This is a genomic window from Paenibacillus lignilyticus (genome assembly GCF_017942085.1).
GTDB classification, from domain to species: Bacteria; Bacillota; Bacilli; order Paenibacillales; family Paenibacillaceae; genus Paenibacillus_Z; species Paenibacillus_Z lignilyticus.
On sequence record NZ_JAGKSP010000014.1, the window covers coordinates 1 to 19,128 of the forward strand.

The 19,128-nt window shown below is 51.4% G+C and carries 19 protein-coding genes and 1 other RNA gene; 2 read left to right on the forward strand and 18 right to left on the reverse strand.

Features of this window, described 5'->3' with window-relative positions:
* A partial coding sequence (locus tag I8J30_RS24850) for a hypothetical protein (protein ID WP_210662740.1) occupies positions 1-253 on the forward strand: 253 nt, incomplete at its 5' end.
* A 129-nt stretch (positions 254-382) separates the two neighbouring features.
* Here I8J30_RS24850 and I8J30_RS24855 read toward each other — a convergent pair.
* The 16 genes from I8J30_RS24855 to rpoE form a co-directional block, all read right to left on the reverse strand.
* On the reverse strand, positions 383-646 hold the full coding sequence (locus I8J30_RS24855; protein WP_210662742.1) for a pro-sigmaK processing inhibitor BofA family protein: 264 nt from the start codon (positions 644-646) through the stop codon (positions 383-385).
* Positions 643-921 (reverse strand): YaaL family protein, encoded by a 279-nt coding sequence (locus I8J30_RS24860; RefSeq protein ID WP_091225094.1) that lies wholly within the window; start codon positions 919-921, stop codon positions 643-645. The genes I8J30_RS24855 and I8J30_RS24860 overlap by 4 nt, the downstream gene beginning before the upstream one ends.
* A gap of 241 nt (positions 922-1,162) precedes the next feature.
* Entirely contained in the window at positions 1,163-1,762 is a 600-nt protein-coding gene (recR, locus tag I8J30_RS24865; RefSeq protein ID WP_091225095.1) for a recombination mediator RecR, read from the reverse strand.
* A gap of 127 nt (positions 1,763-1,889) precedes the next feature.
* Positions 1,890-2,201, reverse strand: a complete 312-nt coding sequence (locus I8J30_RS24870; RefSeq protein ID WP_091225096.1) for a YbaB/EbfC family nucleoid-associated protein — start codon at positions 2,199-2,201, stop codon at positions 1,890-1,892.
* Between the two features lie 57 nt (positions 2,202-2,258).
* Positions 2,259-4,058: a DNA polymerase III subunit gamma/tau gene (dnaX, locus tag I8J30_RS24875; RefSeq protein WP_210662744.1), complete on the reverse strand. Its 1,800-nt coding sequence runs from the start codon at positions 4,056-4,058 to the stop codon at positions 2,259-2,261.
* 140 nt (positions 4,059-4,198) lie between these two features.
* The gene (locus I8J30_RS24880; protein WP_240548364.1) at positions 4,199-5,656 is read right to left on the reverse strand and encodes an ATP-binding protein; all 1,458 of its coding nucleotides are present in this window, start codon (positions 5,654-5,656) and stop codon (positions 4,199-4,201) included.
* 142 nt (positions 5,657-5,798) lie between these two features.
* An RNA gene (gene ffs / locus I8J30_RS24885) (signal recognition particle sRNA large type) lies at positions 5,799-6,064 on the reverse strand.
* A gap of 87 nt (positions 6,065-6,151) precedes the next feature.
* The gene (locus I8J30_RS24890) at positions 6,152-6,541 is read right to left on the reverse strand and encodes a hypothetical protein (RefSeq protein WP_210662746.1); all 390 of its coding nucleotides are present in this window, start codon (positions 6,539-6,541) and stop codon (positions 6,152-6,154) included.
* An 83-nt stretch (positions 6,542-6,624) separates the two neighbouring features.
* Positions 6,625-6,822, reverse strand: a complete 198-nt coding sequence (rpmE, locus tag I8J30_RS24895) for a 50S ribosomal protein L31 (RefSeq protein WP_091225099.1) — start codon at positions 6,820-6,822, stop codon at positions 6,625-6,627.
* A 132-nt stretch (positions 6,823-6,954) separates the two neighbouring features.
* On the reverse strand, positions 6,955-8,214 hold the full coding sequence (locus I8J30_RS24900; protein WP_091225100.1) for a radical SAM family protein: 1,260 nt from the start codon (positions 8,212-8,214) through the stop codon (positions 6,955-6,957).
* A gap of 66 nt (positions 8,215-8,280) precedes the next feature.
* On the reverse strand, positions 8,281-9,660 hold the full coding sequence (gene rho, locus I8J30_RS24905) for a transcription termination factor Rho (protein WP_091225101.1): 1,380 nt from the start codon (positions 9,658-9,660) through the stop codon (positions 8,281-8,283).
* Positions 9,661-9,788: 128 nt separating this feature from the next.
* On the reverse strand, positions 9,789-11,036 hold the full coding sequence (locus tag I8J30_RS24910) for a UDP-N-acetylglucosamine 1-carboxyvinyltransferase (protein WP_210662748.1): 1,248 nt from the start codon (positions 11,034-11,036) through the stop codon (positions 9,789-9,791).
* Between the two features lie 184 nt (positions 11,037-11,220).
* The gene (gene fba, locus I8J30_RS24915; RefSeq protein ID WP_091225103.1) at positions 11,221-12,075 is read right to left on the reverse strand and encodes a class II fructose-1,6-bisphosphate aldolase; all 855 of its coding nucleotides are present in this window, start codon (positions 12,073-12,075) and stop codon (positions 11,221-11,223) included.
* A gap of 262 nt (positions 12,076-12,337) precedes the next feature.
* Positions 12,338-12,736 (reverse strand): response regulator, encoded by a 399-nt coding sequence (locus I8J30_RS24920; RefSeq protein ID WP_091225104.1) that lies wholly within the window; start codon positions 12,734-12,736, stop codon positions 12,338-12,340.
* Positions 12,737-12,861: 125 nt separating this feature from the next.
* A complete protein-coding gene (locus I8J30_RS24925) occupies positions 12,862-14,466 on the reverse strand; it encodes a CTP synthase (RefSeq protein ID WP_091225105.1) in 1,605 nt (534 codons plus the stop codon).
* A gap of 212 nt (positions 14,467-14,678) precedes the next feature.
* Positions 14,679-15,254, reverse strand: coding sequence for a DNA-directed RNA polymerase subunit delta (gene rpoE / locus I8J30_RS24930; RefSeq protein WP_091225106.1), 576 nt, complete (start codon positions 15,252-15,254; stop codon positions 14,679-14,681).
* A 390-nt stretch (positions 15,255-15,644) separates the two neighbouring features.
* Between rpoE and I8J30_RS24935 the strand changes: the two genes are divergently transcribed.
* Positions 15,645-16,784, forward strand: a complete 1,140-nt coding sequence (locus tag I8J30_RS24935) for a S8 family peptidase (protein WP_240548365.1) — start codon at positions 15,645-15,647, stop codon at positions 16,782-16,784.
* 30 nt (positions 16,785-16,814) lie between these two features.
* Here the strand turns inward: I8J30_RS24935 and argS are convergent, their stop codons facing one another.
* On the reverse strand, positions 16,815-18,494 hold the full coding sequence (gene argS, locus I8J30_RS24940; RefSeq protein WP_210662750.1) for an arginine--tRNA ligase: 1,680 nt from the start codon (positions 18,492-18,494) through the stop codon (positions 16,815-16,817).
* A gap of 76 nt (positions 18,495-18,570) precedes the next feature.
* The gene (locus I8J30_RS24945; RefSeq protein WP_210662752.1) at positions 18,571-19,038 is read right to left on the reverse strand and encodes a YwiB family protein; all 468 of its coding nucleotides are present in this window, start codon (positions 19,036-19,038) and stop codon (positions 18,571-18,573) included.
* Positions 19,039-19,128: the final 90 nt, after the last annotated feature.

The following is a 19,128-nucleotide window of genomic DNA, read 5'->3' on the forward strand; positions in this document are numbered from 1 at the left end:
AGGCACGCCGCCAGCGTTCGTCCTGAGCCAGGATCAAACTCTCCATAAAAGTGGTAAGCCCGAAGGCTTGGCCATTTTTAAGAATTCGCTTGGTAGCTCATTCAAAAAACTAGCTTTGCGAAACGTTCGTTTCGCGATTTATGACCATTTGACTGGTCGCTCATTGTTCAGTTTTCAAAGAACAAATACTTCGTGTTTTATGCGCCCATGTCTCAGCGGCGACTTGATTAATATATCACATTCGGTCAGTTAATTGCAAGCACTTTTTTTAAATTGTTTTTGCAACTCATGTTCCATTAAGTGACGCGAGAACTAATTTAACATATCCGCGCGCCCCCGGTCAAGTGTTCTTTTGCATTTCGCGCATTCTAATGTTATCCACTTAGAATAGTGTCATTTGCAGACCCAGAATTAATGCAATGCCCGGGATACCGAGCAGCACTGTAGTCCCGATCGTTACCGGATTCAGCGGCACTTCCATCCCCGAGATCAATCCCGAATAATTCAGAACGTACAAGGTTAATGCTGCCGCAATAAGATGCAAAGCAAATCGCCTTACCCACTGCAGCGGCAATCGATGCCTCAGCATAACAGCAATTAAGAGCAAGGAAGATACAATTAGACTAACCAGCCAAATGATTTTCATCCACTAACTCCCCCCTTTAAGGTCGACCATTCGACTGGTAATCGTTTCGCTTTTCTGATCAGCATTTCATAACGCTTCTCCGCTGCCCCAATCGCAAATATGGCATAGTCGATTTGATCTTTGCCAAGAGCGTTGTCGAAGTACCGGTAAGCATTATCCCACTCTTGCTTTGCTGTCTTAATCTCTGCATAAAGCTCCACCTGCTCATCCTGTTCACTCTTCTTTAACTTCAGTGCGGCAGCCTGTTTCTTCGTACGCAGCCATTTCGCCCACATCGCATTCACTCCTCGCTCATTCCTGTTTCCCTTACAGCTCGCAATTGGCACGGCATATAGTTGAAATGTATGAAAGAGAAAGAGAATTAGAACAAGCTTCCCACGCCGCTTCAAAAAGCAGCTCAAATCAGATGAACCGGCGATCGCCCCCTATTCATCGGTGCAGCGTTTGCTTCTTTCCGGAGAAATAAAAAAAAGCCCCGGGAGAGCGATCTCTCACGGAGCTTGTCTTCAAACATGATTATCCTAATTCTCTGCGGCCTTCAAGCGCCTTGGACAAGGTAACCTCATCGGCATATTCCAAATCGCCCCCGACAGGGAGCCCATGCGCGATACGGGTTACTTTGATGCCAAACGGTTTGACGAGCCGCGATAAGTACATCGCAGTCGCTTCGCCTTCAATATTGGGATTCGTGGCGAGAATCATCTCTTGCACCCGTTCGTCGCTCAATCGTCTCAATAGTTCAGCAATGCGGATTTCATCGGGTCCAATCCCCTCCATCGGCGATATCGCTCCTTGGAGGACATGATATTGTCCCTGAAACTCCTTCGTGCGCTCCATGGCAACCAAATCCCGCGACTCCTGAACGACACAGATAACGGAGTTATCTCTGCTCTTGTCCTGGCAAATTCGGCAAGGATCGGTATCGGTAATGTTGCAGCATACGGAACAGTAATGCAGGTTACGCTTGACGCTGACCAGCGCCTTCGCGAAATCTATAACGTCGTCTTCCTTCATTTTCAAAACATGAAAAGCCAGTCTGGCCGCCGTTTTCGGACCGATGCCCGGCAACCGGCTGAAGGCATCAATGAGTTTGGCTATCGGTTCGGGATAATACAAGGCGCAGCTCCTCTACTCGTTTGGAACGTTTCAAGGTGAAACGGCTGTCGCCTTGGTGACGCAGCGCGTTTCAATCCGGAGAATTCTAAGCTGATTTATACATGTGAAACCTATAAATTCCTAGAATTTAGAATAGGCCCGGGATCTTCATGCCGCCCGTGAATTTGCCCATGTCTTTGTTAGCCAGCTCATCTGCTTTAGTCAGCGCATCGTTAACCGCTGTCAGAACAAGGTCTTGCAGCATTTCGATATCGTCCGGATCTACAGCTTCCGGCTTGATGATGATGCTTTGCACATTCTTATGGCCGTTTACTTGTACAGTAACGACACCGCCGCCCGCAGAACCTTCGATCAGCTTAGTTCCTAGCTCCTCTTGTGCTTTAAGCATTTGCTCCTGCATCTTCTTAACTTGCTTCATCATCTGGTTCATGTTGTTCATCGTGAAAGTCACTCCTCAATTATAGTTAGATTCAAACACTCATTACGTCGCATGACATCAGTTGTCTTCAATAACAACAAGGTCTTCGCCAAACAGCTTAACAGCCTCTTCAACCCACTCCGGCTCCGCCGGCGCCGCACCCGCTTCATCTTGCTGGAGCATGAGCAGCTCCCCTGCAGGAGCAGGTCCGTTCTCGGTTGCCGTCTGCCATTCTTTCAGCATGACGGTGGCCAGACGAATCGGGCGATTAAACGCCTCATGCAGAACCCGTTCGATAACCTCGCGATTGGCAGGCTTCTCTGTCGTTTCCCGGTGAATGGAGTTCTTGAATGCAACAAGGATGGTATTATCAGCGGCTGAGACGGGATCGCCATTCACAAACCAAGCATGTGTCGAAATATTATTCCCTTTCACACGCTGCAAAATGTCGCTCCACCTCATGCGCACCTGCCCTGTCGCCTGGCTCTCCGCCGCGGCAAGGAATGGATCCAGCTTGACGCGGGCAATCGAGCTGGTTCCACCGCCGGCGCCGCTCTTCGCACCGAAGTTCGAAGAACCTCGCGCACCGCGCTGCGCAGCTCCCGCCTGATCGCCGCTTGGTGCAGCGCCGGCCTCCGGACGCACGCCGCTGGCCATTAGCTGTTCAATCTTGCGTTCCAGCGCATCGATGCGCTGCTGCAGGCGCTGAACTTCTCCCGCAGGCGCGCCGCCGCCCGTTGCAGATTCACCTGCGGCGACAGACGCCGATGCGGCAACCTGTGCACCGCCTGCCTCCTGCATCGTGCAGATCTTCATAAGCGCGATCTCGAATATCGTTTGCGGCAGTGCGGCATGCTTGATCTCCAGCTGATAGCCGTTTAGCACGTCTATCATGCGAAACAGCAGCTCGGCGCTAAACGCTTCGGCAACCTCTCGGTACTTCGCCTGATCAACGATTCGCTCCGTTGCGGCTTTCCCTTGCGGAGCAAGCTTCAATACGAGCAGGTCCCTGAAATAGTATATTAAGTTCTCCAGACACTTATCTGCACTCTTGCCGGCTTGCATCAGCCCTTCCACCAAAGGCATTACAGCCCCGGCGTCACGGGCTCTGATCGCATCGGCCAATTGCTCGAACTGTTCCGCAGCTAGTCCACCGGTTACATCGACGGCATCGTTCAGCGTGATTCGTTCCCCGCTGTAAGCCGACACCTGCTCGAGCAAACTGATTGCGTCCCGCATCCCGCCGTCCGACAATCTCGCAATATAAGCGAGTGCATCGTCTTCGGCTTGGATGCCTTCTTCGGTACAGATTTGGCGGAGACGCTCGGTCTGCTCCGGCAAAGAGACTTGACGGAAATCGAACCGCTGACAGCGTGAAATAATCGTAGCCGGCAGCTTATGAGGTTCCGTCGTCGCCAAGATGAAGATGACGTGAGACGGCGGTTCTTCGAGCGTCTTCAGCAGGGCATTGAATGCTTCGGTCGTCAGCATGTGCACTTCATCGATAATGTACACTTTGAAGCGTACTTCGGAAGGCGCATAACGAACCTTGTCCCGAATATCCCTTATTTCGTCTATACCGCGGTTGGATGCCGCATCGATCTCCACAACATCCATAATCGTGCCGGCGGTTATGCCTCGGCAAGCGTCACAGACGTTGCAAGGCTCGGTCGTCGGTCCACGTTCACAGTTGATGGCTTTGGCCAGTACTTTAGCCGCGGTTGTTTTCCCCGTTCCTCTGGGGCCGTTAAATAAATAGGCATGGGATACACGATCTTCGCGTATCGCATTCTGCAAAGTTTGAATGATATGCTGCTGGCCGACCATGTCCTGGAACGTCTGCGGACGCCAGGCACGATATAAGGCGATATGTGACATACGTTCCGTTCCTTTCGGCTGCTTTCGTTCGCGGGGCTTAAATGCCCGGTCCTTCTATTATACACGATGCCGCCAGCCAAAAAAACCGTTCTCCTGCACGTTTCTTCCTTCCCTTTAGCAGAAAGCGCGCAAAGCGGGGGTTAGCAAGGGAGCACAACCTGCAGAAGAGCCCCTGTCTGTTTGTCCGCTGCTGTAATACTTCCGCCAAAGTCATGCAAAATGCGCTGGCAAACCGAAAGACCAAGCCCGGTTCCGTTCTGTTTCGTCGTTACGAACGGATCGAATATTTTATCAATCAGACCAGGAGGAATCCCCGGACCTGTATCTTCTATTTCAATAAGCAGCTGCGACTTTCTGCCTGCCTTTACAACGGAACCCCTCACCGTGAGCGTGCCGCCTGCGGACATCGCTTCGATGCCGTTCTTACATAGGTTCAGAAACACCTGCTTCAGCATTTCGGCATCAGCCAGCACCCGGGGGAGCTCCAGTTCCTCGTCCCAGATTACGTTTACATTATGTAGCAGCGCTTCACTTGCTACGACAGGCATAATATCGCGCAGCACGGATCCCACTTGCACAGAGCTTGTCATGACTTCCTTCGGCTTACTCAGTAATAGAAACTCGCCTACAAGATGATTAATTCGGTCCAGCTCGCCCAGCATGATGTCCGTGTATTCCTTTTCTTTGTTCATTTCGCGTTCGATCATCGTTTTGCGGAACATTTGCAGGAAACCCCGAATCGCCGTCAGCGGATTGCGGATCTCGTGCGCAGCCCCCGCCGCGATTTGTCCGATCATGGCGAGTCGGTCGCTTCGCTGCACCTGCGTCTCAAGCGATCGCAGATTGGTGACATCCTTGAATATGATATAGGCACCCTCTCCGCCTTCTCCACAGCTGCGAAGCAAACCAACATCCATAAGCAGGTCGCTTCGCTTCTCATCGTGGATCCAGGTGATCGGATAGTTCCGGACCGGCTCTCCGCTCTCCAGCGCCTGACAAATTAGTGCATATTCCTTCTCCGCGCTTGCGAAAAATGACGACAGCTGTTCATTAACGAGAGCCGTCTTCGCAACGCCGAGCAATTGACAAGCAAGCGGACTGATGTCGAAAATTTGCAGCGTCTCCGGGTGAAGCAGGATCACGCCAATATGCTCATCTTGCAGCATCGTTTCCCCGAAACGCTCAATGAGGCTCGCGCCTTGCCCGGCTTCTTGATTATATAACAAGAGCAGACAACGAATTCCCTGCTCGGTTTGTGCGATAATAGGCACGGTCGTAGTGTGCATAACAGTACCGCCGGTTTTTCGTATATGTAACGAGATGGATTCTCGCGAAGGAAGAAGCAGATGGTTCACGATTGCTTCAATAGTACGTTCAGGTTCAGAGCGAAAGAGCTTGCTCTCCGCAATGCCGCGGAATGCTGTATGGAGCAAATCCATTTCCGTATAGCCCGTTTCTTTCATAAACTGCATATTTACATGGACCATGCGGGCGAACTCGTCCAATACAACAATCATTGTACCAGCAAACTGCGCACAATAATTCTCAAGCGCCTGCAAACTCAAGTGAACAATGGGAGCAGAAGGTATATCGTACATGCGTTATCCCCTTTACGTAGATCCAATCCGTCTCTATTCCTTTCGTCCACAAAAGTTGATAATCCTGCCAGAAAATAAAAAAACATCCTTATCGACCCATAAAGAGTCAAACAAGAATGTCGTTTATTGTTGTTTAATAGGACCGTGCACCTAACTTCGATTGATGTGACATGGACGGCACTTCCACTCCCAGCTCTGGTCAAGCACTCCTCCGGCACATGAGCTAACTTGCTTATGGCTGCTTCCTTCCGGACCTGACCCGTTCACAAGCGCCCATTGCGGAGGACCCAACCGTCAACACTGTTCATGAACACCAGCCCCACATCAGCATAACCTCAGAAAAGGGATTCAACCTCGCTACAGCGGATTGCGAGCTACAGGGCACCGCTACCTCCCCGTCTAGCACGGCAAAAATAAGTATAGCTTGTTCTATCTCAAAGTGCAACCGCCTATTGGCTGGAAGTTGTCACTGGGTTGTCGGGAGGCCCTTTATTATTACCCTGCCATTCGGACATGCACCTTATATCTCGGGAAGTTATCCCGCAATACGGCTAGCGCCTTTACGCGTAGCTTCTCTTTGTCGACACCAGGCTTAGCCTTGATGTTTACGTACATTTCAGGTCCTTGAAACATAATATTGGTTCGCTCGATGCCGCTAACCTGCTTCAGCTGACGCTGCGCAAATTCCCCGTCGCTATCATAATTCAGGAATTGACCGTTGCGGTTGGGCAGATGCGGGTTGCTGTTCGAAAGCCCCATATAGCCATCATGGCCATAGGAGTTCGAATTATAATTGTTGGTTGCGTCTTTATTGTTTCCGCAAGCGGATAACGAAATCGCAGTCATAAGTGTTAGTGCGCTAAGCAGAAGATGCTTCTTTCGCATAAAAAAACCTCCCTTTAACCATTAGGATGGCTGAGGGAGGTTCTTGTATTCTGCTAATTTCCGGAAATCCCGGCCAATAAGGCTTAGATACCGTATTTCTTTTTGAATTTGTCGACGCGACCGCCGGCATCCAGGAACTTCTGCTTACCCGTGAAGAATGGGTGACAAGCGGAGCAAATCTCTACGCGCAGGTTCTGTTTAATCGAACCAGACTCGAAGCTGTTGCCGCAAGCGCAAGTTACCGTCGTGACGTGGTATGTCGGATGAATACCTTGTTTCATCTCGTTCACCTCTTTCTGCCCTGAATCAACATGCGGACCCAGAGTGTATTACAAAACATAAGGAGAGTATAGCATGGACGCCCTTATGAAAGCAATGCTTTTGTCGATGACCCACAGCTTACCAAAAAAGCTCTATAACGGCTGCTTCACAGGCGCCGGAGGCACATGGGTGTAAGATCCGATGACTACATCGGGCAGCTCATCCGCGAAAATCTCCAGCATTTGCTTCATGCCGTAGATCTCCCCTTGCGGCTTCGGAATAAGCTCCAGATAGCTTTCCGGATCGATATTCAGATTCCGCATTTGGATAAGCTTGAGACCCGTGCGTTTGACGAAACCGAGCATCGCTTCGATTTCTTCCTCACGATCCGTAACGCCGGGGAAAATGAGATAGTTGATGGAGGTGTAGACCCCTTTATCCGTCGCGTAACGAAGTGATTTCTCGACATTCGCCAGGTTGTAGCCGCGTGGCTTGTAGTACGCATTATAATGATCATCGAGCGCGCTAATGGTACTAACACGCATCAGGTTAAGGCCGGCATCCACGATGCCGCGGATGTGATCCGTCAGCCCCGCATTGGTGTTGATATTAATATAGCCCATCGAGGTCCGTTTGCGGACTTCGCGCATGGCATCAATAATAATTCTGGCTTGCGTCGACGGCTCGCCTTCGCAGCCTTGTCCGAAGCTGATGATGGATTCCGGCGTGATAAGATGCTCCATCATCACATCCACGATTTCTTCTACCGTCGGCTTAAAGTTCATGCGCGTCTGCGGTGCAGGGAAGCCGCTGTCGTCAGGCTGCTCCGAGATGCAGCCATAGCAGCCGGCATTGCAGGAGAAGGAAACGGGCACTGCGCCTTCCCAGCGCTGCAGAAACGTATTGGATGCGGTTAAGCACTCATAACCGAGCGCGCAATTCGACAGATGCTTGTAGAGCCGGTTCTCCGGATACTTGGCAAGCAATCGCTCGACCCCGACATTGAGTTCATTCGTGTCGCAATTCAGCGGATTCCAGCGTTCCGGATCGTCGCATTTCTGCGCCGTCACGTAGAAGCCGTCTTCCTTCCAAACGACAGCCGAATACCCAAAGAGCGGCAGCTTCTGCGTCTTGTCACTCTTCATATAACCCGGGATGCATAGACGAGTATAGCCTTGCGGCAAAAGCGCTCCAACTGCCTGCACATTGCCCGGCAGCGGACGCATCTCACCGGACGCATTATGAATGCCGATCGGCCGCGTATGCGGCAGACCGACCATCGTTGCGCCTTCAGGAAGAGGAATCAGCTCATCCTCCATCAGCTCGACGATCATATCGCCGCTGCGGCCCAGCCCCGTCCAATCGGGATGATCGAACAAATTACCGTGTTCGTCTGCGTAAACGAGATTCATGATGTACCTCCTAAAAGTTTTGCTGCATGCATAATGTAATGCTGCGTGAGCAAAACGACTTTCAATCTATGTGACAGGTGTCGTACGTGTAGACGGTCTTCGCGAAGCGCTTGTTGCACCGCTGCTCGAGCCTGAGCTAGGTCTGCTGCTGCCCCCGGTCGTGCCGGGTCTGTTTCTCGGCGCCGGCGGCGGCGTTACGGCGGAAGTGTCCAGCGAGGCCAAGAACTCCTCGTTATCCTTCGTGTCGGCGAGCTTCTTCAAGAAGCCATCCACGAACTCCATGGAATCGTTCATGTTCTTGCGAATCGCCCATACTTTATCCAGCTGTTCTTTGGTCAGGAGCATCTCTTCGCGGCGCGTTCCCGAACGGCGAATATCCAGTGCAGGGAAAATACGGCGTTCCGCGAGCTTGCGGTCCAGATGAAGCTCCATATTGCCCGTACCCTTAAATTCTTCATAAATAATATCATCCATACGCGAGCCCGTTTCAATCAGCGCAGTTGCCAGAATCGTCAAGCTGCCGCCTTCCTCCACGTTACGTGCCGACCCGAAAAACCGCTTCGGACGGTGGAAAGCTGCCGGATCGATACCGCCGCTTAGCGTACGCCCTGATGCAGGTACAACCAAGTTATAAGCACGAGCAAGACGCGTGATGCTATCCAGCAAAATAACGACGTCTTTCTTATGTTCCACAAGACGTAACGCACGCTCCAGCACCAATTCCGCAACTTTAATATGATTTTCGGGCAGCTCATCGAACGTCGAAGCGACAACCTCGCCTTTTACCGAACGAGACATATCCGTTACTTCTTCCGGACGCTCATCAATGAGCAGTACAAATAATTCGATCTCCGGATTATTGGTGGAAATGCTGTTGGCGATTTCTTTAAGCAGCAATGTTTTCCCCGCTTTAGGCGGTGCTACGATAAGTCCGCGCTGGCCAAGACCAACCGGCGCAAGTAAATCCATAATCCGTGTAGATAATTTAGGCTGGGCGGTTTCGAGAACTAGTTTCTTTTCGGGATAGAGAGGAGTAAGGGCTGGAAAATGAAGGCGTTCTGCAGCATGTTCGGGGCTTTCTCCATTAACGGCATTTACTTGAAGTAATCCAAAAAAGCGTTCGTTTTCTTTGGGAGCTCGGCATTTGCCTGAAACTAAATCTCCTGTGCGGAGGTCAAACTTGCGGATTTGCGAGGCTGAGATGTAGATGTCCTCTGGACTTGGCAAATAGTTAATCGGTCGTAGAAATCCGAAACCTTCCGGTAAAATCTCAAGTACACCCTGCATAAACATAAGTCCGCTCTGCTCTGCTTGCGCGCGCAGTATGGCAAAAATCAATTCTCTCTTCTTCAGCTGACCATAGCCCTGTATTTGATGCTGTTTGGCCAGTTTATAAAGCTCTGTGAGCTTCATCACTTCAAGATCCGCGATCTGAAGTTCAGACATAGTATCACCACTTTTATCAAGGTTCACAAAATAATTCCAAGCCTCATCCATCATTGCCGGAATCGGCCCACTCTATTCCAGAGGCCGATTCCTATAGCGGAATAGCTTCCGGCTATCCGCCTATTCTACTACTCGCGCCAAACGTCCGCGCCGAGCATCCGTAAATTCTCGACCAAATTGTCGTAACCTCGATCAATATATTCCACACCCGTGATCTCCGTAACGCCATCGCTCACCGTCAATGCCGCTACCACAAGCGCCGCGCCTGCACGCAAATCAGCTGCACGCACTTTAGCCGCATTCAACGGACCACCTTCGACGATAGCCGAACGGCCTTCCACCCGAATGTTAGCGCCCATTCGCGTTAATTCCGGAACATGCTTGAATCGATTGCTGTACACATAGTCGCTTAGGATACTTACTCCCGTCGTCTGTGTCAGCAGGCTGGTCATCGGGGATTGCAAATCCGTGGCGAAGCCGGGGTACACCAGGGCTTTCACATCGATTGCTTCATACTTCGGCTGTCCTACAATGCGAATGGACTCGTCCATTTCATAGACATGAACGCCCATCTCTTGCAGCTTAGCCGTTACTGCTTCCATATGCTTCGGAATGACATTATCAATTAATACGTCGCCGCGCGTTGCCGCTGCGGCAATCATGTACGTGCCTGCTTGAATTCGGTCAGGAATGATGGAGTGTCTGCAGCCATGCAGCCGCTCTACGCCTTCGATACGAATCGTTTCTGTTCCGGCACCTTTGATCTTGGCGCCCATCGCGCTAAGAAGCGTAGCTACATCTATGATTTCAGGCTCTTTTGCCGCGTTTTCGATAATGGTAGAGCCTTTGGCCCGGGAGGCCGCAAGCATAATATTAATCGTCGCCCCTACACTTACAACATCGAGATAAATCTTCGCGCCGCGCAGTTCCTTCGCCACAATCCGTACGGAGCCGTGGTCGTTGGTTACTTGAGCACCGAGCGCTTCAAAGCCTTTAATATGTTGATCGATCGGACGCGGCTCAAAATTACAGCCGCCCGGCAAACCGATTGTCGCTTCGCCAAATCGGCCAAGCAGCGCACCCATCAAGTAATACGATGCACGAAGCAGCTTTACTTTTCCGTTGGGCATCGGAATGGATTGCATGGCAGAAGGATCAATGACGATGGAATCCCCGCTCCAATGCACATGTCCGCCAAGCTCTTCTAATATTTCACTGTATACGGCCACATCGCTAAGGTGAGGCAAATTGTCCAGCGTGACTGTTGATTCTGCCAATATTGCCGCAGGAAGTAAGGCAACTGCACTGTTCTTCGCGCCGCTGATTTGCACGGTGCCGCGCAGCGGACGTCCGCCGCGGATCATTAGTTTATCCATCAGTTCTTATTATCCTCCCATCCGGAAGAGAGCAACGAAACGAGCAGCCGCTATCCGGCGCATAACATAAACCCTATATGCCACAAAGCAAGCGCTCCTTCTATCAAGAGATTTCTTGACGGACGGGAGCGCCTGCTTCTGATTCGCGCTAAACGCGGCTGTTCGATTCTATAGCTTTCGGAAGTTAAGCCTGGTTGCTGCTGCCGAACAACCGGATTTTCTCTTGTACGACTGCTTTCATTGCGGAACGAGCTGGTACCAAATATTTACGCGGATCGTAAACGGATGCGCTTGCGCCAAGCACTTCGCGGATCGCGTTCGTGCAAGCCACTTGGTTCTCTGTATTTACGTTGATTTTGCCTACGCCTGCAGCGATGGACAAACGAATTGCTTCGTCCGGTACGCCGGAACCGCCGTGCAATACAACCGGTACCGGAATAGCATCCGATACTTTTTGAATGATATCATAATGAATTTTCGGTTCGCCTTTGTACATACCGTGAGCTGTACCTACAGCAATCGCCAAGCAGTCAACGCCTGTTTCTTCGTAGAAACGGATTGCTTCAGCCGGCTTAGCAAGCGATGCATCTTCTTCGTCAACGCTGATATCATCCTCAACGCCGCCGATTGTGCCAAGCTCGCCTTCAACGGATACGCCCATAGCGCGAGCCGCTTTAACAACTTGTTTAGTCAATTCGATATTTTCTTCTAGTCCGTAGTGGGAACCGTCAAACATAACGGAAGAGAATCCTGCACGGATACATTTCATCGCAACTTCAAAGCTGCTGCCGTGATCCAGGTGAAGGGCGATCGGCAAACCGGATTTCTTCGCTGCTGCTTCAGCAATAGCAACGGTGTACTCAATACCCATATATTTAAGGGCGCCTTCGGATACACCAAAAATAAATGGCGCGTTTTCTTCCATTGCGGCTTCTGTGATCGCTTGCGCGAACTCCAGGTTGTTCATGTTGAACTGACCGACCGCGAATTTGTTTGCTTTTGCCTTTGGCAGGAATTCATTCATCGAAACGAGTGGCATGGTTCTCTACTCCTCCTAGTGTTTTATGAAGCTTACCGCTCCATAAATTTGTCTTTGATATGCGACGCTTCGCAAAACCGCCTCAGCACGGATGCCGACAACCGGCATTGAAGACATGCGCTTAAATAACGAAAACACGCTTCAAATATCGCACCAAATGATTATAACACAATCATGAATCGTTTGGTACAAGTCTTGGAAATCGATGAATCGCTTCCGTGTTATGCGGGATTGGGTAAAAAAAAGCAGCAGGATCCTTGGCTTAGGATCCTACTGCATACCAGCCGCCTGCTTCTTCGCTGCGCAGCTGCAAGTTAACCGCCATTCGCATCTCATCGATATCGAACGGCTTGGTGAAATGCATAAGCGCGCCGTGGTCAGTCGCTTCTTTAATCATGTCAAGCTCGCCATATGCGGTCATCATGATGACTTTAATGTCTTTGTTGATCGCTTTGACATGCTTCAATATTTCCAATCCGTCCATACCCGGAATTTTCATATCTAGCAAAACGAGATCCGGTGCTTCGTTTCTCACGATCTCCAGCGCCAGCTTGCCATTAGGCGCCTGGAAAGTAGTGTAGCCTTCGCTGCTAAACACTTCCATGAGCAAGATACGAATACCATTCTGATCATCGACAATTAAGACTTTCTTGTTTTCCAACTTGAAACCCTCCTATGAATGTACGACAATCATCGTCACGATTGGATTTGAATTCCATATTCGTTAATGATTTCGCGCCCTGCCACTCATATTCCTGCTTTCACTGGAAAAAAACTTCAAACGATTTATTTCTCCGCTTTCTCAAGCGCCGCTCTTACGAAACCGCGGAACAACGGCTGCGGTCGGTTCGGACGGGAAGTGAACTCCGGATGGAACTGAACTGCCAGGAACCACGGGTGACCCGGAAGCTCGACCATCTCAACAAGGCGGCCATCCGGGGACGTTCCCGTAATGCGCAGACCAGCGGATTCGATCGTTTCACGGTACTCATTGTTGAACTCATAACGGTGACGGTGACGCTCATAAACAAGCTCATCATCGTACTCACGCGCGGACAGGGAGCCCGGCGTCAGCTTGCAAGGATATAGTCCAAGGCGCATCGTGCCGCCCATATCTTCAATGTCCTTCTGCTCCGGCAGCAGATCAATAACCGGATATTGCGTAAGCGGGTTGATCTCGGAGCTGTTCGCATCCTTCAAGCCCGAAACATTTCGTGCATATTCGATAACCGCAACTTGCATACCCAAGCAAATACCGAAGAACGGTACTGCGTTCTCACGCGCGTAGCGAATCGCGATGATTTTGCCTTCGATACCGCGATCGCCGAAGCCGCCCGGCACCAAGACGCCATGCACGCCGTGCAATTTGTCCGCAACGTTCTGATCGGTTAATTCTTCCGCATTAACCCAGCGCACCTTCACATCCGCATCCGCGTCGAAGCCTGCGTGGCTTAGCGATTCTACGATACTCAGATACGCATCGTGAAGCGCAACGTACTTACCGACAATCGCAATTTCGGTTGTACGGCTAAGCTGCTGCACACGGCGAACGAGCGCTTCCCACTCCGTCATATCCGGAGGCGTAGTTGTCAGCTTCAAATGATTGACAACGATATCGTCGAGGCCTTGCTCTCGCAGATTCAGCGGCACTTCGTAGAGTGTCGACGCATCGCGGCATTCCACAACGGCATTCGCATCAATATCACAGAATAGCGCGATTTTGCGTTTCAAATCGTCTGCCAGCTCATGCTCCGTACGACAAACGATCACATTCGGCTGAATTCCGATGCTTCTCAGTTCCTTCACGCTGTGCTGTGTCGGTTTTGTCTTCACTTCGCCTGCCGCTTTGATGAACGGAATCAGCGTAACGTGAATGTACATCACGTTATCACGGCCGATATCGCTCTTAATTTGACGAATCGCTTCCAAGAACGGAAGGCTCTCGATATCGCCTACCGTACCGCCGATCTCCGTAATCACAACATCCGCGCCCGTTTCTTTGCCTGCGCGGAATACGCGATCTTTGATCTCGTTCGTGATGTGGGGAATAACTTGAACCGTTCCGCCCAAATATTCACCGCGACGTTCTTTCGAAATAACGGTGGAGTAGATTTTACCCGTTGTCACGTTGCTGTTCTTCGACAAATTAATGTCAATGAAACGCTCATAGTGACCCAAATCCAAATCCGTCTCCGCGCCATCGTCCGTTACGAAAACTTCGCCATGCTGGTATGGACTCATCGTTCCCGGGTCCACGTTGATGTACGGGTCGAACTTCTGGATGGTCACTTTAAGACCGCGATTCTTGAGCAAACGTCCGAGCGATGCGGCTGTGATCCCTTTGCCCAGCGATGATACGACACCGCCTGTTACAAAAATGTACTTAGTCACTGATGATACCCTCCACGCCTGTATGTTAAGTATAGGTTCTCCAATTTCCGAAGAAAAATGGTCGATAAAAAAGAAAAAAGTGACACCCGTATAAACGGGGCACTTTCTGTTTTTGGCTTATTGCTTGCATGTCCGAACTTGAAGCCCATGCAATAGTTTACTCTGCGCGGATACCCCATGTCAAGAGACTCAGGGGTCCCGCAGAATCGAATCTATTTGTCTTCCTCTTCATCCTCATCGTCGAAGTCATCCTCAGCATCTTCTTCGTCCGTCGCGCCATCTGCGCCTTCAACATCGTCAATGCCGTCTTCTTCAAGTTCTTCGTCGTCGATGACAACTTCTTCGTCCACTTCCGCTTCTTCTTCGGCTTCGTCGAAGAGCTCTTGATCCTCATCATAAGAATCAAAGTCATCTTCTTCAGCAGCGTAAGTTTCCTCTTCCTCATCCGGATAGAGATCGTCGTCGTCCTCTTCATCATTGATGATGCGCGAACGCTTCGCATTACCGACCGGATCCTCGTTCTTCTCAACCGGATACCAGCGTTTCAATCCCCACATATTGCTGCCGACGCACGCGAAACGTCCGTCGATATTAATTTCCGTATATACTTGCGCAATCACTTGGTTGATTTGATCTTGGGAAAAGCCCCGAACTTTTGCAATTTCCATCATTAGGTCGCGATAGTAAAACGGCGTATTAGCCGCTTTCAGCAATTCAAATGCCAAATCAACCATCGGCATTTCCTTGATGCGCTCTGGATCGATTTTCAACACAATCTCGCTGCTCATTTCGGACACTTCCTCTCATGTCAAACTGCTTGAACGCTGGAAAACCGACTTCGCTGTCCTAGCAGGAGAAATCGTTTTGTGCGTTAGCAATCCATTATCAAATTATAGTAAAACCTATTTCTTTGGAAAAAGCAAGCGTACCTGCTTACGAGAGCAAAAAGAAAAAGCGAAGGAGGCGCCTTCGCTTTGACTGTATCCTTCCGGATGAGGCGTTGCCGCCGTTTCCGGTAATAAGAGCCCGTTAATGACTCTTGGTCTATACTATGTGCCCGTACGGCGAATGACACGGTTTGCAGCCTAATTATGTGAAAAAAGGCAAGTTGCTCATACAGCTTGTTGCGCTCGTTCATACAATACTGCAGCATGATTCGCCATGGAGGGGAAGCCAACTTGGACAGATCCGCAGTTCTCCGCCTGCTGCACAGCGCATTAACGCAAACCACATCGGCCGCCAAGCGACGAATCGTCCGCTTCCGGCAAAAGAGCGACTACGAGCGCTTCCTTCAAGAATGGTCGAATATCGACAAAACCGTGGCGAATGCGGCCGATGCTATCCGTCACCTGCCATTCATCCAAGGTTTCTCTTTGCGCGTACCGAATGATGTGCTTCGCTCTCATACCCATGACGGAATTTGGATCGAGAATGACCCGCTCCTATCGGTGCATTCCTCCTCCATATATAAACCGGTGATCCGTGAGAAAGGTATTCCTTGGGGCGTGCAGGAGATTAAAGCACCGCTGGCCTGGAGTACAACCACCGGGCACCGCGTGAAGGTCGGCGTCATCGATACCGGCGTTGATTTCAGCCATCCGGATTTGAAGCAATCGCTGGGCCGGGGCATCAACCTGCTCAATCGGGGGTCGCTTCCGCATGACGACAACGGTCACGGCACCCATATTGCCGGCACCATCGCCGCAGCCAATCAGGTGCATGGCATGATCGGCGTCGCTCCGCGCGCGACGGTCTATCCCGTGAAAGCGTTCGATCAGAACGGAAGCGCCTTTGTCTCCGATATCGTACTCGGCATCGATTGGTGCGTGCGCAATAATATGGACATCGTGAATATGAGCTTCGGCATGAAAACGCGGAGCAAGTCGCTGCTAACGGCCGTGACCAATGCTTATAACGCAGGCGTCATCATCGTCGCTTCCTCCGGAAATGACGGCAAACGGAAGTCGATCGACTATCCGGCGCGGTATCCGCAAACGATTGCCGTCGGCGCAACGAACCGACTGCGAAGAATCGCCCCGTTCAGCAACCGCGGATTATATATCGACGTCTATGCGCCGGGCGATAAAATTCTCTCTTCTTGGCTGCGAGGCAAGTATAACGAAATGAGCGGCACCTCAATGGCCACTTCGCACGTGAGCGGCGCCATTGCCTTGCTTCTTGCCCACAGGCCCGGATTATCGCCAAGCGATATCAAGGCTGTGGTGAAACGATCCATGCTGCCTTTAAGGGGCACAAAAGCTCCCCGGATCACCGGAGAGCTCGATGTAATGCGAATGCTGCAGGCCGGGGACCGATAAGGTTCGCGGCCTTGATTATTTGTAAGCCTGCTACATGCGCTCCGGCGCGGAAACACCGACAAGACGCAGCACGTTCGCGATTGCCGTGCGAGTCGCACCCAGCAAAGCGAAGCGCGCTTGCGTTTGTGCCGCGTCTTCGGTAATGACGCGATCCGCGCGGTAGTAGCTGTGGAACAGAGAAGCCAGCTCGTAAACATAGCGAATCAGGCGATGTGGCGCGTATTGCGAAGCGGCATCCGCGATTTCCTGCGGCAGCTCGCCGATTTTGCGAAGAAGATCGAATTCATGTTCCGTTGTCAGCTGGCTCAGATCCACTTGATCAAGCGGCAAGATCGCGATGCCTTGCTCTTCGGCCTGACGGAAAATGCTGCAGATCCGCGCATGCGCGTATTGCACATAGAATACCGGATTCTCGTTGGAAGTCGAGATCGCGAGATCCATATCAAAATCAAGATGGGAGTCCATCGAACGCATGGTGAAGAAGTAACGGATCGCATCGATACCCACTTCCTCGCGCAGATCCTCCATCGTAACGGCTTTACCTGTCCGCTTGGACATCTTGACCTTCTCGCCGTTCTGGAACAAGCTCACCATCTGTGCGATGAGGACAACCAACTTCTGCGGATCGTTGCCCAATGCTTCCATAGCCGCTTTCACGCGCGGAATGTAGCCGTGGTGGTCAGCGCCCCAGATGTTAATCATTTTGTCGAAGCCGCGGCCGAATTTGTCGCGGTGATAAGCGATGTCCGGCGTCAAATAGGTGTACGAGCCGTCATTTTTCACGAGCACGCGATTCTTGTCGTCTCCGTAAGCCATCGTGTTCAGCCACGTAGCGCCGCCTTCTTCGAACACTTGACCGCGCTCGCGAAGCGCTACCAGTGCTTGCTCGACTTGACCGGATTGGTATAGCGAAGTCTCGCTGAACCAGACGTCGAATTCCACGCGGAAGTCGCCGAGGTCGCGTTTGATCTTATTCAGCTCGCGCTCCAAGCCGTAGTCGCGGAAGAAGGTGAAACGCTCTTCGTCTGACAGCGACAGCAGACGGTCGCCCTCAGAAGCTGCCAGCTCCTTGGCGAAACCGATAATGTCTTCGCCATGGTAGCCGTCTTCCGGCATAGCCGCATCTTGGCCAAGCGCTTGTTTGTAGCGCGCCTCAATGGAAAGCGCGAGGTTCGCAACCTGGTTGCCTGCGTCATTAATATAGTACTCTCTTGTAACCTTGTATCCGGCAAAATCAAGCACATTACATAGAGCGTCGCCAACCGCGGCGCCGCGAGCATGGCCCAAATGCAGACTGCCCGTCGGATTCGCGCTGACGAACTCGACTTGCACGGTTTCTCCCGCTCCGGTATCGATACGTCCGTAGTCGGCACCTTGCTCAAGCACCTGGCCCACTACCGGATACAAATAGCTGCGGTCCATCCGGAAGTTAATAAAGCCGGGACCGGCAATCTCAGCGCTCTGAATGGAAGCCTTCTTCGTATCCAGGTTCGCAATAATCGCCTCCGCGATTTGACGCGGGTTCTTCTTCGCCAGCTTCGTCAGCTGCATCGCCGCATTGGTTGCGAGGTCGCCATGCGCCTTATCCTTCGGTACTTCCAGTACAAATACCGGAAGCTCTTCGCGGGCCGCCAGCCCTGCCGTTACGACCGCATCCGCGATCGCTTGTTTCACCTGCTCATGCAGCTGTACGATGACATTCGTTTTCATGTAATTCTTCAATCCCCCTGGTTCGCTTATCAATCTGTAAGTTAAAGCATAATCGGTATCGTTATGACGGTATGTCCTAGGCCAACAACAGCTCTTCCGCCTGCAGCCGAAGCCGGAACTCCCCTGTCGGTTCATCATTTACAAGCAGCGTATAATGCCATTCGATCAGCATCGGCAGATCCGGCTTCAACTGGCCATCGCTCGGTCCCGTCTTGGTCAAATCGCCAAACTGAACCCAAAGCAGCTTCGTCTCCGTCTCCAAATGAAAAGCGGCATGCGCCGATTCATAATGACCGGTCCGTTTCGTGCCTGCGACAAACGTCTGCAGCGACTCTACATCGCCGCGGCGCGTTACGCTAAGCTCGCCGTCGCGATAGCGGATAATCGTCCGCACGACGCTGTCGCCGTCGCCTTCGCTCGTTTCCTCGTATCGGACAAATACGGAGGCGCCTTTTCGAAACCATTCGCCCTTAAACGTATTCTGTTCCACTTCCCCGTCGATGTCGCTTCTCAGCGATATCGTTACATTCGCTCTGTCTGTCATGATCACGGTCTCCCGTCGCCTGAAATGCTTATGTCCTCACTATATACAGGAGCACCTCTAATTTCAATGCCTGCGCGTAGGGACGCAAGC